This is a genomic window from Pseudomonas sp. PDM25 (genome assembly GCF_019219045.1).
Lineage (GTDB): Bacteria > Pseudomonadota > Gammaproteobacteria > Pseudomonadales > Pseudomonadaceae > Aquipseudomonas.
Genome location: NZ_JAHUWL010000019.1, coordinates 54,574 through 68,736, shown reverse-complemented (window position 1 = coordinate 68,736; position 14,163 = coordinate 54,574). Strand labels below are relative to the sequence as shown.

Below are 14,163 nucleotides of genomic sequence, written 5' to 3'. Positions count from 1 at the left end.
CCAGCAGGTCGGTTTTGCTGAATTCTTCGAGGTTCGACAGGCTCGGGCGCAGGGTGTCGGCCAGGGCCGGCGGCAATTCGCCGAGTTCCCTTTGCAGGCTGTCGATGGCCTGGCTGGCACTGCTCAGGCGCAGGGCATCGCCGCTGGCGAGGTAGTCGTCGATGTTGCGCGCGACTTCATTTTGAAATTGCTGGGACAAACCCAAGTAACGCTCCATCAAAAGATAGGGGCGCTCCAGGGCTTTTTGCGACCACCACAGTGTGGCGCCAAGGGCCACGCACACGGCGACTAAAAGGAGGGTGTTGAGATTGGTCAGCAGCTTCAGGCGCATTGCGGGTCTACCAGCGGCAGAATGGTAAGCGCCTGAATTTATTGCGTTTGTGTTACAGGGTTATGACCGAATCGGTCGATTCTGATGAAAAAGTGGCACTTTGCTTTGACGTCCGCGCAGCCTGCACGCGGTTGCGTCCGGCGTCTTTCGCGCGGTACAGCGCTTCGTCTGCCTGGCTGGCCATCATCAGGCTGTCGGAGTGTTCACACAGTTCCACCACGCCGGCGCTGAACGTGCACCAGAGGTCCTGCGGTTGAGCCGGGTAGTGAATCTCGGCAAAACGTCGACGGATTTCGTCGAGCACTTTGTGGGCCGATTCGAGATCGGTGTCCGGCATCACGATCGCGAACTCTTCACCGCCGTAACGGCCGATGAAATCGGTTTTGCGCAAGCGTTGCTTGAGAAACAGCGCCAGGCTCTTGATCACCCGATCGCCCATGGGGTGACCGTGGCTGTCGTTGACTCGTTTGAAGTGGTCGATGTCGAGCATCGCAAAGCTCAGCGGCTTGTTTTCGCGGCGGGCGCGGAAGCTGCAGTCTTCGAGCAATTGCAGAATGTGCGTGTGGTTGTACAGCCCGGTGAGGCTGTCGCGGACCATCCGCGCCTTGAGATTGCGCGCCCGCGCCGCGCGGTTGCGCACGGTGGTGATCAGGTGTCGGGGCTTGATCGGTTTGGTCAGGAAGTCGTCGCCGCCCTCGCTCATGGCGTCGAGCTGCTTGTCCAGATCGTCTTCGGCCGACAGGTAAATGATCGGCACGCTGACATAACGGTCGTTGTGGCGGATCACTTTGGCCAGCTCAGTACCGGTGCAGGCCGGCATGTACATGTCGAGGATGATCAGGTCTGGCTGGAAGTCCGCGAGCTCGGCCATGGCCTGGATCGGCTCGATCAAGGTCCGCGTGACAATCCCGGCGCTGTTGAGCAGGCGCTCGGTGTGCAAGGCCTGGGCGCGGGAATCGTCGATGATCAGCACTTTATAAGGTTCGTACTGGGCGACGCAGGTCAGGACTTCGATTTTCTCCAGCAGGCTCGAGGCTTCGAGGGTGCCGGTCAGGAATTCCTGGCCACCGGCACGCACGGCGGCGAGGCGGGTCGGGGTATCGGTTTCGTGCAGGCTGAAGAACAACAGCGGCAATTGATGATCGAGGCCTTCCTGGGCTTCGGCAGCCAGTTTCAGGCCGATGCCGGCGCCACTGAAGTCCACGTCCATGACGATCGCCGCGGGCAAGCGCTCGATCATCGAAGAGCGGAACGCCGCAACGCTGTCGAGGGCTTGCGCGCTGAGCCCGAAGAATTCCAGTTGTTTGGCCAGGCGCTCGCCACGGTCATGATCCTGCAGCATCACGTAAACCGGCTTGCGCAGCGGCGGCAGAAAGGTCTGCTCCAACTGATCGCCATGGCGCAGGCCGGTGCGTGACAGGCGCTGCATCAAACGATTGAGCTCTGTGATCAGTCCGCTGCTCAGGCGTCCACGATTGGCGTCGACAGCCTCCAGCGACTGACCGATATGGCGTGCCAGTTGGGTGTGTTCAGGTTGTTCGAAGCGCTCGGCGAAACGCAGCAGGCGCAGGTTGGCCTCGCTCAGTTCCGATAGGTCGGTGGTGGACCACTCGCTGCGTTGCAGGCGCTGCCATATCTCAAGAATTTGACGTGCCTGATGAATTACCCGCTGGGCAAAGTGGTGCTTGAGGCGCTCACGGCTGGGGTCTTCTGGCTCGGTCATATCCTGACAACTAGTTAGGGGGCATGCTGAGATTGACTGGTGGCTCTATGCTAGCACCTCTTTTCAATTGCATGAGTGTCGTACATCAATTAACTGTAAAGCGACCTGATTCAGTTTCTGACCGATGAGTCTCCGCCAGGGCGTCACTGGCCGATAGAGCCAGAGGAACCGGGTGTTTCAGGACGTTTCCTGAATATTTCAAGGTTATTTCCCAAGGCTCGGCGAGCCTCGTCTGTCAGGTATTTCTGATTTTTCGGCCAAACGATCCGGTCGGGAATTGCGGCTGTTAGGGTTCAGGGATTCCCTTAGTCGCTCGTCCGCAAACCATGACCCAGTGTTTCAAGGAACACCCCTGCGATGAGCAGCGCCTGAACTACAACAGCACACCCGTTGCTGACTGTGAGTGTAAAGAGGAGCTGCTTTATGGGAGCAAGACGCTTGTTACCGACGTGCCGGTTCTGACCTGCGCGTGCCTTTGGCGTAGATACCAGCGCGAGGCGGAAGAAATCGTCGCACCCAATGGGGTCTTGATTGCCGACCCTATCGAGCGCAACCGCGCTATCAACGCTGCGTACGCTCGACTCTGGTTACACGATTCTCGGTTTCAGTGGGCGGGGCTGGCGGCATTTGCCTCCAAGCAGGTCGGCTGCGGATTGCTTCACGCGGTGGACAGTATCGATCTCATACGCGACGAGCATGAGGCGCGGCAGCGATTGCGCGACAGCCGCCGAGAGTACGGTTTGCTGACGCCGGACAGGATGCCCGAGCAGGTGGATGAGTTGCGTGACTATAAAGAAGCGGATGCGCGTAATCCTGTGCCCTCTGTGGATTTTCGTTCTGCGGGTGAGGACTTGTCGTTGGTGCAACAACAGTTTCGGCATGTGCGCGACATGATGGCGTTGGGGAATACCACGCTGTTTCTGGATGTTTTTCCGTTGCATGAGTTTTATGCGAAGCGTGGGTTGAAAGAGTTGAAAACATGCTTGGAAGCGCGCGAAGGAATTTATGGACACCCAAAGCACCCGGTGCTTTGGCCGGTAGGGCAGAAAAAGCTAAAATTCGGGCGCAACTACGGAGAAATACTACGGGCCTTCGAGGCTTTGGATTCAGGGGATATTGCCAAAAGCGTCGAGCATTTAGCCTGGCATGAGCAGCAAAATATCCTACAGCCCACGATTTATCAGAATGGGCAACTGGTAGCTCTACTGCGTGGTAACCACGCTTCTTACGTAACCGGTTTTCCTACTGGCGTAGCCCAGGCAATTGAGTTGACGCTCTCCAGCCAATGCCAACGTGTTGACGACGGACGCACCATTGGTTTCAGCGACAGTCCGCTGGCGGATTTGTCGGATCTCAAGCAGCGAATGCCTTTCGTACTTCGGGCAGCGGCACGCTTCGATCAGATGCTCAACGGCACAAACCGTAGTGTGCTGGAGCAGTCGATCACCGCGATCGCAACAGGGCAGGGATTGCGATGAATTCGCGACGAGGCAAGGGCCGTTGGCGGCTTGGGGTTGGCTTGTTGCTTCTGGCCTTCCTGATACTGATGGCGGCGAATCAGATGATCGAATCCCTATTGCAGGAGCCGGTAATTGCATTGGAAATGGGCGGCAGCTATGAAACGTTGCTCAAGCATTCTTCGGTCTCCTTCAGCCCAAGGGTTCCGGGCCACGTCTGGATGGGCCTTCCCTCGGGGGATGCACGGCTTAGGTTCATCGATCCGCAGTACGAGTTCGTCACGCCGAGAGCACGATTTTTCACGGTTGTATTTGACGACAATGTCGTTAGCAGTATTCGCATGTCCCCGCAGGTCGAACCGTTGCTACTCGATGAGGCTCTGAAGGTCGCTCTGGATTTGCAAGACCAATGGCGCGGGAGCGGATGGAGGGTAGCGGGCAAGACGCGCTATCCCCCCTTTGCCGACACACCTGAATGGCGAGCGCAGCTGCGAGACGTTAATAAAGGAGGATCCGTCTACTGGAAGGCAGGCAAACAATACCAAATCGCAATGTTCATGAGCCGCTTCGAATACAACGAGCGACCAAATGAAGAGCGTTACCTAATCACACTGTCGATCGGCAAGCCGTGGACGCCTTTCGCAGAAGACGGGGACGAAGAAGCTCTAATCGAACTGGATCAATCCATCCCGGACACCCCCTTATTCCCCACAAAAACCAAAGGAGCCCCACCATGCCAACTCCCGCCTTCATGACCCTTCACGGGGAAAGGCAAGGTCTGATCAGCGCCGGCGCCTTTACCGAAGCATCGGTAGGCAACACCTACCAATTAGGGCGTGAGGACCAAATCATGATTCAGGCCCTGAGCCATGGCATTTTCGTGCCGAAAGGCTCGGGTGCGGGGCGTCGGATGCACAAGCCTTTGATCATCACCAAGACCATCGACAAAGCGACACCGCTGATCAACAACGCTTTGTGTTCGGGAGAATTGCTCAAAGTGTGCCGCGTCGAGTGGTATCGTACGTCGGCTCAGGGCACCCAGGAGCATTTCTACACAATGGAGCTGGAAGACGCGCTGATCATTGGCGCTGAGGTTCTGATGCCGCATTGCCAGGATCCCGGCACCGCTCACCTCACTCAATTGGAGAAGGTCCATTTCAGTTACCGGCGAATTTACTGGCGGCACGAAGTCAGTCGAACCATGGGGTCCGATGAGTGGAACACCGAGGTGCAGGGATGAGGTTGGTCAACGAACTCGATTTGTCCGATTGGGAGCGCCAACATGCCTACTCCAGTGAGCAAGCACTGGAAGTGTTGCGCCAGGCGCTGCTTGATCGACAACCCATTGAAGGCCTGGGCCAGTTGCGTGCCGGCCTGCTGATCGATATCGACAGCGAGGTGCTTGATCTGATTGAACGGGGAGAGTGGCGGTTAGTCAGGCCTGAAGCCGACTACGTTGACTGGAAAATGCCGGATCGTGCCTTTGATCCAAAGGTCATGGAGCTGATGCAAAATCCGCCCGTCCAGCCCTCAAGGTCGCCAAAGATCTTTCGCCTCGTAGACAGCGTGACAGGCGATCCTCTGACTCAGCGGCATTACATCGCGACGGTAGATGGGGACACTGCGCCGCGCAGAACCGACGGCGAGGGCATAGCGCATCTTTTTGTATCGCCCGGGGTGCAGCAGATTTCAATGGTGATCATCGGCGTTTAAACAGGCGACGTCGCTTGAGTTAATGGGAGCGCGGTTGTCACGGCTGCCCGACGGTAATTTATCCGGATAACCCCACGACGGGTGCCGGCCAAAGGCACGTTGTTGTATGGTTGTGGTCGAACCGATGAACTCAAGTGATTGAAAGGATATCGCCATGCTGGACTGGAAGAACCGCGCGGGCAGCGCGCCTGAACGTGCCGCTGAACCGAAATCGGCCACCCGCAGTTACTTGGGTGGCCTGTTGTTCAGCCGGGCGCTGGCCACTCTGATTGCCATTTACTTGCTGGTGGCGATTGCATTGGGCTGGTACTGGAGCCAGGAACCTGCGCTGTTTCCGGTTCAGCAAAATGCCCAGATGGCCGCCGAGAAAGAAGGCAAGCAAATGGTCATCGGCTACACCACGGTCGAAACCCTCAAGACCGTCGCCGGTACTTTGCTGACCAAACCGGGTGGCTATATTTCCAACGACCGTTTCCCGCCGGGCCTGTGGATGGATAACACGCCGAGCTGGGAATATGGCGTGCTGGTCCAGGTCCGTGACCTGAGTCGTGCACTGCGTAAAGACTTCGCTCGTTCCCAGTCGCAGTCCACCGAAGACGCTGACCTAGCCAAGGCCGAGCCGCGCTTCAACTTCGACAACAAGAGCTGGGTGCTGCCCTCCAGTGAGTCCGAATACCAGGAAGGCATCAACTCCCTGAGCCGTTATCAGGCGCGCCTGTCTGACCCGAGTCAGAAAAGCGCGCTGTTCTATGCCCGCGCCGACAACCTGAACAACTGGCTGGGCGATGTCGGTACCCGTTTGGGTTCGCTGTCGCAACGGCTGTCGGCCAGCGTTGGCCGGGTCAAGCTCAACACGGCGCTGAAAACCGAAGTCGTCGCCCCGGGTCAGGTGCCGCAGGTTGACGAAGAAATCGTCGAAACCCCGTGGATGCAGATCGACAACGTGTTCTACGAAGCTCGCGGTCAGGCCTGGGCCTTGTCCCATCTGCTGCGCGCCATCGAAGTCGACTTCGCCGATGTGCTGGCCAAGAAGAACGCCACGGTCAGCGTGCGTCAGATCATTCGTGAACTGGAGGCCTCGCAGGAACCGGTCTGGAGTCCTATGATCCTTAATGGCAGCGGCTTCGGGGTGCTGGCCAACCACTCGCTGGTCATGGCCAACTACATCTCCCGGGCCAACGCCGCAGTGATCGATTTGCGTCAATTGCTCAATCAGGGCTGAGTCATGGTCAATAGCGCCAGAGAGGTCGCGCACCGCGCGGCCTCGGATGCCGAACAGATCGCCTGGGTTGACGAGCAGGACAACCTGCTCGGCGCCCTGGTCCGCTCCGACCTGCGTGAGCGCGGGCTGATCGGGCGCGGCACTTACATCATGCTGTTCAATTCCGCCGGTGAGCTCTGCGTGCATCGACGCACGCTGAGCAAAGCCATTTATCCAGGTTTCTGGGACGTGGCGGCGGGGGGCATGGTGCTAGCGACCGAAACCTACGCCGAATCGGCGGCCCGTGAGCTGGAAGAAGAGTTGGGCGTGAGCGGGGTGGAACTGACCGCCCATGATCACTTTTTCTTCGAAGACACCGGTAATCGGCTCTGGTGTTCGGCATTTTCGGCGGTGTGGGACGGTCCATTGATCCTGCAACCCGAAGAAGTCCTTGAAGCGCGTTTTATTCCCGTTGATCAAGTCCTGCTGGAAATCCAGCAAAAGCCTTATTGCCCGGACTCTCTGGCCGCATTGAAGCGCTATCTTGGTTCTCGGAAGAATGGCGTCGCAAAAGAGGCATAAATTGGCGCCGATTGGCTCTTAGCAAGTCGGCTTTTTGCCGTTACACTGCGCGACCTTTTTAAGCTGAACCGGCATTGCTTGTTGTAGGAGCAGAGCTTGCTCGCGAAGAGCGCAAGGACGACGCGTACATTCAGAACGCTCGCGTTATCGTTGACGTCCATCGCGAGCAAGCTCGGCTCCTACAAGGTTGTACCGTTTCAGTAGCGCTGCCCCTGCCTGAGTGGGGCTTCGCGGTCGATGGCAACTGTCCAGGTTGCCGCGACCAGTCTTTGTCCTCCCAAGAGGATTGCCGGTGGCCAAAAAAGCCGCATCCTTCGCCGCCCTTGGTGGCCTGGTATTTTCCACCGACGCAGGTCGTCATTGCCCGGATTGCAGTCAACCGGTGGATGCCTGCATCTGCAAACAGACCGTTATTCCGGCCGGCGACGGCATCGCTCGCGTGCGTCGCGAAAGCAAGGGGCGTGGCGGCAAGACGGTGACCACCATCACCGGCGTGCCGTTGGCCGAAGACGCACTCAAGGACCTGGCGACCACGTTGAAGAAACGTTGCGGGACCGGCGGTGCGTTGAAAGACGGAATCATTGAAATCCAGGGCGATCATGTCGAGCTACTCTTGGCCGAGCTGATCAAACACGGTTTCAAAGCGAAGAAGTCCGGCGGCTAGCAGCCTCTGTGAAAACCACCCTCGGCTTGATCCAGTCCTGACAGCAGGCCTGGCGCCGTCTACATGGTTTTCACAGAGCCTGTTCTGACCGGTTTCTAAACTCACTGCGGTCAGCGAGGTCTATCCCCTCGTTGACGAACCGTCATTTTCATTCTTTAGACTGCGCCGGCCTGAACCCAGGCGACGCTCTATGACTTCTTTATAGGGGACTTCAATGTCCGTACGACGCACACGCAAAGACGATGGCAGCCAATGGACAGTTGCGGACAGCCGCAGTGTTTACGGGATTCGCCATTGGGGGGCCGGGTATTTCGCGATCAGTGACGCCGGTCGCGTCGAAGTTCGTCCGAACGGTCCGACCAGTTCGCCTATCGACCTGTTCGAGCAAGTTGATCAGCTGCGTAAAAGCGGCCTGTCCTTGCCGTTGCTGGTGCGTTTCCCTGACATTCTGCAAGACCGCGTGCGTCAGCTGACCGGCGCGTTCGACGCCAACATCGAGCGTCTGGAATATCAGAGCAAGTACACCGCGCTGTACCCGATCAAGGTTAACCAGCAAGAAGCAGTGATCGAGAACATCATTGCAACCCAAGACGTGTCCATTGGACTTGAAGCCGGCTCCAAGCCTGAACTGCTGGCCGTGCTGGCCCTGGCGCCGAAGGGCGGCACCATCGTCTGCAACGGCTACAAGGATCGCGAATTCATTCGTCTGGCGCTGATGGGCCAGAAGCTCGGCCACAACGTGTTCATCGTGATCGAGAAAGAATCCGAAGTCGGGCTGGTGATCGAAGAAGCCGCCTCGCTCAAGGTCAAGCCTCAGGTTGGCCTGCGCGTGCGTCTGTCGTCCCTGGCCTCGAGCAAGTGGGCTGACACCGGTGGCGAGAAATCCAAGTTCGGTCTGTCGGCGGCGCAACTGCTGTCGGTGGTCGAGCGTTTCCGCGCGGCTGGCCTGGATCAGGGCATTCGCCTGTTGCACTTCCACATGGGTTCGCAGATCGCCAACCTGGCGGACTACCAGCACGGCTTCAAGGAAGCGATCCGTTATTACGGCGAATTGCGCAACCTTGGCCTGCCAGTGGACCACATCGACGTCGGTGGCGGTCTGGGCGTGGACTACGACGGTACGCACTCGCGTAACGCCAGCTCGATCAACTACGACATGGACGATTACGCCGGTGTCGTGGTCGGGATGCTCAAGGAATTCTGCGACGCGCAGAACCTGCCGCACCCGAACATCTTCTCCGAAAGCGGCCGTTCCCTGACCGCTCACCACGCCATGCTGGTGGTGCAAGTGACCGACGTCGAGAAGCACAACGACGACGTGCCGCAGATCGAGAACAAGGACGAACTGCCGGAAACCGTGCAGTGGCTGGTTGACCTGCTGGGCCCGACCGACATCGAGATGGTCACCGAAACCTACTGGCGCGCGACTCACTACATGAGCGACATCGCGACCCAGTACGCCGATGGCAAGCTGACCCTGGCCGAGAAAGCCCTGGCCGAGCAATGCTATTTCGCGGTATGCCGTCGCCTGCACAACTCGTTGAAGGCTCGTCAGCGTTCGCACCGTCAGGTGCTCGACGAACTCAACGACAAGCTGGCCGACAAGTACATCTGCAACTTCTCGGTCTTCCAGAGCCTGCCGGACACCTGGGCCATCGGCCAGGTACTGCCGATCCTGCCGCTGCACCGTCTCGACGAAGAGCCGCTGCGCCGTGCGGTGCTGCAAGATCTGACCTGCGACTCCGACGGCAAGATCAAGCAATACGTCGACGAGCAGAGCATCGAAACCAGCCTGCCGGTTCACGGTTTGAACGACGGTGAAGACTACCTGCTGGGTATCTTCCTGGTCGGCGCCTACCAGGAAATTCTCGGCGACATGCACAACCTGTTCGGTGACACCGACTCGGTGAACATCTATCAGAACGCTGACGGCAGTGTGTACCACGCTGGTATCGAAACCCACGACACTATCGAAGACATGCTGCGTTACGTGCACTTGTCGCCGGAAGAGTTGATGACCCACTACCGCGACAAATGCGCCAGTGCCCGCATCACCGCCGCCGAGCGTACCCAGTTCCTCGACGCCCTGCGTCTGGGGCTGACCCGTTCCTCTTACCTGTCTTCTTGAGGTAAGGCACCGCTCTCATCAGGTTGTCTGAAAATGTACTGCGCGTAGCGGAAATTTCAGATGACTTGGTGAGATGCCTCTCTGATTTCAAGCGAAATGACTCACATTCCTGGCCATCCAAGCGATGTGGTCTTCTTTTCGCGTAGGTCATTTCCTAAGTTGTACTTCGGCACTCTACTCGGCCAACTCTCTCGGAGAGAATCCCCGACCGCCCCTCCTGTAGAGAATCGCCGATGTTCGATCCAGTCAACGAGCCGTCATTTCGTCTGGATGTAGAGGGTCTGTCCGACCCCTTTGAGGTCTTGGCCTTTACCGGTAGAGAAGCCATCAGCGAGCCTTTTGTGTTCGACGTGGATCTGCTGATCGATGACCCGACACTCGACCTTGCAAGCCTGCTGTACCGTCCGGCCTTTTTGCATGTCGGGCCTGCGGAAAACGGCTTCCACGGACAATTGCATGAACTCGTCCAGCGTGACCACGACTTGGCTGTCAGGCTCTGCCGCGTACGTCTGGGGCCGAAGCTGGCGTGCCTTTCCCTGCGCTTCAGTCAGCGAATTTTCAGCGCGCGCTCGGTGCCGCAAATCCTCAGTCAGGTACTCAAGGAGCACGGTATTGCCGGCAAGAGTCGGCGCTTTGAGCTGAGTGGCGTTTACCCGGCCCGTGAATTCTGTACGCAGTACCGGGAATCAGACCTGCAATTTATCCAGCGTCTGTGTGCCCAGGAACGGCTTCATTACCATTTCGAACACGGCGAGCGCGGGCATTGCGTGGTTTTCGGTGATGGTCAGGAGCCCTTTCGTTTCGGCGAGAACGCGGTCTACCAGGTCGAGAGCGAGCAATCGGCCGTGCGTCAGTTCAAGCTTCTGGGGTGCGCAGGGCAACGAACCGCGCCGATGGCCGAAGGGCGGACGGACCTGGCGGCGCTGCGCAGCGGGCAGTTGATGCCGCTGTCCGGTCATCCGATTGCCGACTGCAATCAGCCCTGGCTGCTGACTCATGTGGAGCATCAGGGCAGTCAGGATTTAACGGCGACCTACAGCAACCAGATCCGTGCGATTCACTGGCAGGCGTCTTTTGTAGCGCCTCATTGCGCACTGAAACCCAGGATGCACAGCCTGCAACGGGCCTGGGTGGTCAACATTGATGAGGCATGCCCCGATCCGTCGAGACCGGTTGCCGTGCAATTTGACTGGCTTTATCAGGGCGAAGGCGCGGTGCCTAGCCACAGTTGGCTGCCGGTGGCCGCTGAACTGGGCGCCGCGGCAGTCACGCAGTTGAGTGAGGGGGCCGAGGTGGTGGTGAGCTTTATCGAGGGGGATCCGGATCAGCCGTTGATTACCGGGTTTCTTCACGTCCCTTCGTCCGTAGAAGAGGCTGAGGAGGGCGGCCCGCCGCGCACATCCGCGACAGATGATGTCGAGGGCATGCTGGCGCTTCTGCAATCGAGCGAACCCTTGATGTTGCTGTGTCTGCTGCCCGGTGGGGGCAGTTTCAACCATTGCACGCAGGCCCTCTGCACCTGCCGGGTGGCGAAGCGGTTTGGCCAGAGCGGTTCGGCATGAACGTCGCGACCCCGCAATGGCTATTGCTGGATGTGCCGGGTGCGCCACGGGCGGGGGCGATGCTGCAACAGCAATTTGCGCATGCCCGGTGGTTCTGGTTGTTCGAAGACACTGAGTGGCATGCGTTGCGTGAACACGGCCCGGCCCTGATCGACCTTCGGACATGCCCCGCGCTGGCCGGGTTGTGCCACAGCGAAGTGCTCTTCTGGCGCGGCTTGCAGATAGCCAGCGAGGTGTCGTCGACGCAGTTGCTGGAGCATTTGCGCCGCATGCTCACGGTCACGTTCGGCCTGCATCACCGAGCCTTGTTGAGTTACTACAACCCGCAAACGGCCAGTTACTTGTTCGATGCCTGCGATGCGCAGGAGCTGAGTCGCTGGCTGGGTCCTATCAGCCATTTGCGCTGGTTCGGCGGGACGTGGGCTGACCGTGCGATCGGCAGTCAGGGCTGGCAGCAGTTGGTCAATCCGGGGCTTGCCGTCTGCCCTTTGGCGGTTGAAGAAAACCTCAGTCCTCGTCAGCAGGAAAAACTGCAAACCTGCCTGCTGGAGCAACATGCCTGGCACTGGAGTCGATCCACCGGGACTGACTACAACACGCTGTGGTCCCACGTGCAGGAAGGGTTGGCCCTGGGTTTTACCGAGCGCCCGGTACTCGATGACTGGTTATGGCTACGCTTGCAGTACCCCGGCGCTTTGCCTGGGCACGCATTGCCGGGACTCACCCAGCAGGAGCGGCTCGATAGCCTGCGCAACCGCTGGCAAAGCGATCAACCCTGAACACACCGGTGGTCTGGCGTGCCGGTGCAGGACCTGTTCTCGCGCACTCGCCACGCCGACTCAGTGAGCTTTGCCGGCGAACCAGCCGTCGTTTTTGTGCAGATACCAGGCAAACGCGCCGAGGGTCAGGCTGCGCAGCAACATGAACAATAGAAAGGTTATCCACAGTCCATGGTTGCCAAAACCTTGCAGCGCCCAAGCGAACGGCAGTAACAAAATCACTGTCAGCAGCATACCGTTGCGCATTTCCCGGGCACGGGTGGCGCCGATAAACAACCCGTCGAGCAGGTAACTCCCGACCGCAATCAGCGGCAGCGCGGCGAGGTAGGGCAGGTAAATGAACGCCGTGTCGCGCACGCTCTGAATGTTGGTCTGCATCTCGATAAACAGATGCCCGGCGAACAGGAACAGCACGGCAAAGCCCAGGCTCGCCAGCAACGACCAACCGCAGGCCACCACCAATGAGCGGCGCAGGGCCTCTCGATCACGGGCACCAATGGCGTGGCCACAAAGGGCTTCCACCGCGTGGGCCAGGCCGTCCAGCGCATGGGCGGTCAGCAGCAAACCGTTGAGCAGCAGCGCGTTGGCGGCGACGGTGGCATCACCCAGTCGCGCGCCTTGCACGGTGATCAGGAAAAATACCGATTGCAGCGCCAGGCTGCGGATGAAAATGTCGCGGTTGACCGCCAATAGCGGCCGCCAGCTCTGCCACAGCGCCAGCGCGGCCCAGGCGATGTGGCCGGGATAGGCGCGCAGGGCGTTGCGGGTCATCAGCAGGCCGATCAGCGCACCGGTCCATTCGGCGATCACCGATGCGCGAGCCGCACCAACCACCCCCCACTCCAGCCCGAGAACGAACCACAGGTTCAGCGCGATGTTCACCAGGTTGGTGCTCAGCAGAATGGCCAGCGGCGCCCGGGCGTTCTGAGTGCCGAGGAACCAGCCGACCAGCGCATAACTGGCCAGTGCTGCCGGCAGACCGAACAGGCGCGTGTGGAAAAACTCGCGGGTCAGCTGATCCAGCTCCGCCGATGGCTGCATGAAGTGCAGCGCAACCCCGCTCAACGGCACGCCCAGTGCTCCCAGGACAATGGCCAGGCCCATTGCCAACAACAAACCCTGCAGCAAGATCTGCCGCAAGGCCGCGCCGTCCCCCCGTCCGGCGGCCTGTGCGGCGAAACCGGTGGTGCCCATGCGCAGAAAACCCATGGCCCAGGCGAGAAAGGTATACAGGCTGGCCCCGACCGCCACGGCGCCCAATTGATGGGCGTGGGGCAAGTGGCCGATGACGGTACTGTCGACCAGCGCCACCAGCGGTACGGAAATGTTCGAGAGAATCATCGGTGCGGCGAGCGCCCAGACTCGACGATGGGTGGGGCGGTCGCGCCAGTCGGCGATCAGGTTGGACATGCAGGCTCCTTGGGGGAGCGGGCATTGTAGCGACACATTGGGAGTCTGCAGCGATCCATTGTGGGAGCGGGCTTGCTCGCGAAGGCGGCAGTACATTCAACATTGATGTTGGCTGACACACCGCTTTCGCGAGCAAGCCCGCTCCCACAATGGATTTGTGGTGTTAGTGGATTATCCAGCTCAACAACCACAACCCCAGCAGCAACCAGATAATCCCCATGATGATCGACGCATTCATGAACGCCCGAATCGCCGACCACAACAGCATCAACCCCAGAATCAGCGCAATGATGCTGATGATCGACGCGTCCATGCCCAGCGCACGGGACAGCCCTTCGACAAAGTTGCTGCCCGCATGGCTCAGCAGATTGAACAAGCCGCTGAGGCTGTCAACGATGAAACGGATAACCGAACCGAGTGCCTGGCCGAGCCATTCGAAAAAACTTTCTACCTGCATATCGTGAGCGTCCTTGATGAAAGTGGTGGCGTGGTTGCCGGACTTGAGCCTTGGGCTATCGAGCAGGGTGCCGAGTTCCCGTAGGAGATGCCGCAGGCTGCGATCTTTTGATTATGGTGCAAAGATCCGCGTCACACCGAGACGCTTGCCTTCCCC

The 14,163-nt window shown here is 59.2% G+C and carries 13 protein-coding genes; 10 read left to right on the top strand and 3 right to left on the bottom strand.

The genetic code is table 11. From position 1 onward, the window contains the following. Positions 1-383: 383 nt before the first annotated feature. Positions 384-2,054 carry a diguanylate cyclase GcbA gene (gene gcbA, locus KW848_RS27265; RefSeq protein WP_218538638.1) on the bottom strand — a complete coding sequence of 557 codons (1,671 nt, stop codon included), beginning with the start codon at positions 2,052-2,054 and terminating at the stop codon, positions 384-386. A gap of 326 nt (positions 2,055-2,380) precedes the next feature. Between gcbA and KW848_RS27260 the strand changes: the two genes are divergently transcribed. From KW848_RS27260 to KW848_RS27215, 10 genes are all read left to right on the top strand, one after another. Then, positions 2,381-3,532, top strand: coding sequence for a DUF2515 family protein (locus KW848_RS27260; RefSeq protein WP_218538637.1), 1,152 nt, complete (start codon positions 2,381-2,383; stop codon positions 3,530-3,532). Then, complete coding sequence (locus tag KW848_RS27255) at positions 3,529-4,266, top strand: hypothetical protein (protein WP_256365298.1); 738 nt, start codon at positions 3,529-3,531, stop codon at positions 4,264-4,266. Before KW848_RS27260 ends, KW848_RS27255 begins: the two co-directional genes overlap by 4 nt. Beyond that, positions 4,245-4,751, top strand: coding sequence for an Hcp family type VI secretion system effector (locus KW848_RS27250; protein ID WP_111449182.1), 507 nt, complete (start codon positions 4,245-4,247; stop codon positions 4,749-4,751). Before KW848_RS27255 ends, KW848_RS27250 begins: the two co-directional genes overlap by 22 nt. Then, a complete protein-coding gene (locus tag KW848_RS27245) occupies positions 4,748-5,224 on the top strand; it encodes a hypothetical protein (RefSeq protein ID WP_218538636.1) in 477 nt (158 codons plus the stop codon). The genes KW848_RS27250 and KW848_RS27245 overlap by 4 nt, the downstream gene beginning before the upstream one ends. A 154-nt stretch (positions 5,225-5,378) precedes the next feature. After that, positions 5,379-6,446 carry a DUF2333 family protein gene (locus KW848_RS27240; RefSeq protein ID WP_056746213.1) on the top strand — a complete coding sequence of 356 codons (1,068 nt, stop codon included), beginning with the start codon at positions 5,379-5,381 and terminating at the stop codon, positions 6,444-6,446. A 3-nt stretch (positions 6,447-6,449) separates the two neighbouring features. Beyond that, on the top strand, positions 6,450-7,007 hold the full coding sequence (locus KW848_RS27235; RefSeq protein WP_111449179.1) for an NUDIX hydrolase: 558 nt from the start codon (positions 6,450-6,452) through the stop codon (positions 7,005-7,007). 292 nt (positions 7,008-7,299) lie between these two features. Next, on the top strand, positions 7,300-7,671 hold the full coding sequence (locus KW848_RS27230) for a translation initiation factor Sui1 (protein ID WP_007907444.1): 372 nt from the start codon (positions 7,300-7,302) through the stop codon (positions 7,669-7,671). A gap of 214 nt (positions 7,672-7,885) precedes the next feature. Further along, positions 7,886-9,799, top strand: coding sequence for an arginine decarboxylase (speA, locus tag KW848_RS27225; RefSeq protein ID WP_111449178.1), 1,914 nt, complete (start codon positions 7,886-7,888; stop codon positions 9,797-9,799). Positions 9,800-10,032: 233 nt separating this feature from the next. Further along, on the top strand, positions 10,033-11,361 hold the full coding sequence (locus KW848_RS27220; RefSeq protein ID WP_218538635.1) for a type VI secretion system Vgr family protein: 1,329 nt from the start codon (positions 10,033-10,035) through the stop codon (positions 11,359-11,361). Beyond that, entirely contained in the window at positions 11,358-12,140 is a 783-nt protein-coding gene (locus KW848_RS27215) for a DUF4123 domain-containing protein (protein ID WP_218538634.1), read from the top strand. Before KW848_RS27220 ends, KW848_RS27215 begins: the two co-directional genes overlap by 4 nt. A 60-nt stretch (positions 12,141-12,200) precedes the next feature. Here KW848_RS27215 and KW848_RS27210 read toward each other — a convergent pair whose 3' ends face one another. Then, a complete protein-coding gene (locus KW848_RS27210) occupies positions 12,201-13,550 on the bottom strand; it encodes an MATE family efflux transporter (protein WP_218538633.1) in 1,350 nt (449 codons plus the stop codon). Between the two features lie 163 nt (positions 13,551-13,713). Beyond that, entirely contained in the window at positions 13,714-14,007 is a 294-nt protein-coding gene (locus KW848_RS27205; RefSeq protein ID WP_008153736.1) for a hypothetical protein, read from the bottom strand. Between the last annotated feature and the right edge of the window lie 156 nt (positions 14,008-14,163).

Excerpts from the sequence above, each read along its gene's own strand:
- gcbA (WP_218538638.1), bottom strand. The coding sequence starts at position 2,054 with ATGACCGAGCCAGAAGACCCCAGCCGTGAGCGCCTCAAGCACCACTTT.
- KW848_RS27260 (WP_218538637.1), top strand. The coding sequence starts at position 2,381 with ATGACCCAGTGTTTCAAGGAACACCCCTGCGATGAGCAGCGCCTGAAC.
- KW848_RS27255 (WP_256365298.1), top strand. The coding sequence starts at position 3,529 with ATGAATTCGCGACGAGGCAAGGGCCGTTGGCGGCTTGGGGTTGGCTTG.
- KW848_RS27250 (WP_111449182.1), top strand. The coding sequence starts at position 4,245 with ATGCCAACTCCCGCCTTCATGACCCTTCACGGGGAAAGGCAAGGTCTG.
- KW848_RS27245 (WP_218538636.1), top strand. The coding sequence starts at position 4,748 with ATGAGGTTGGTCAACGAACTCGATTTGTCCGATTGGGAGCGCCAACAT.
- KW848_RS27240 (WP_056746213.1), top strand. The coding sequence starts at position 5,379 with ATGCTGGACTGGAAGAACCGCGCGGGCAGCGCGCCTGAACGTGCCGCT.
- KW848_RS27235 (WP_111449179.1), top strand. The coding sequence starts at position 6,450 with ATGGTCAATAGCGCCAGAGAGGTCGCGCACCGCGCGGCCTCGGATGCC.
- speA (WP_111449178.1), top strand. The coding sequence starts at position 7,886 with ATGTCCGTACGACGCACACGCAAAGACGATGGCAGCCAATGGACAGTT.
- KW848_RS27220 (WP_218538635.1), top strand. The coding sequence starts at position 10,033 with ATGTTCGATCCAGTCAACGAGCCGTCATTTCGTCTGGATGTAGAGGGT.
- KW848_RS27215 (WP_218538634.1), top strand. The coding sequence starts at position 11,358 with ATGAACGTCGCGACCCCGCAATGGCTATTGCTGGATGTGCCGGGTGCG.
- KW848_RS27210 (WP_218538633.1), bottom strand. The coding sequence starts at position 13,550 with ATGTCCAACCTGATCGCCGACTGGCGCGACCGCCCCACCCATCGTCGA.
- KW848_RS27205 (WP_008153736.1), bottom strand. The coding sequence starts at position 14,007 with ATGCAGGTAGAAAGTTTTTTCGAATGGCTCGGCCAGGCACTCGGTTCG.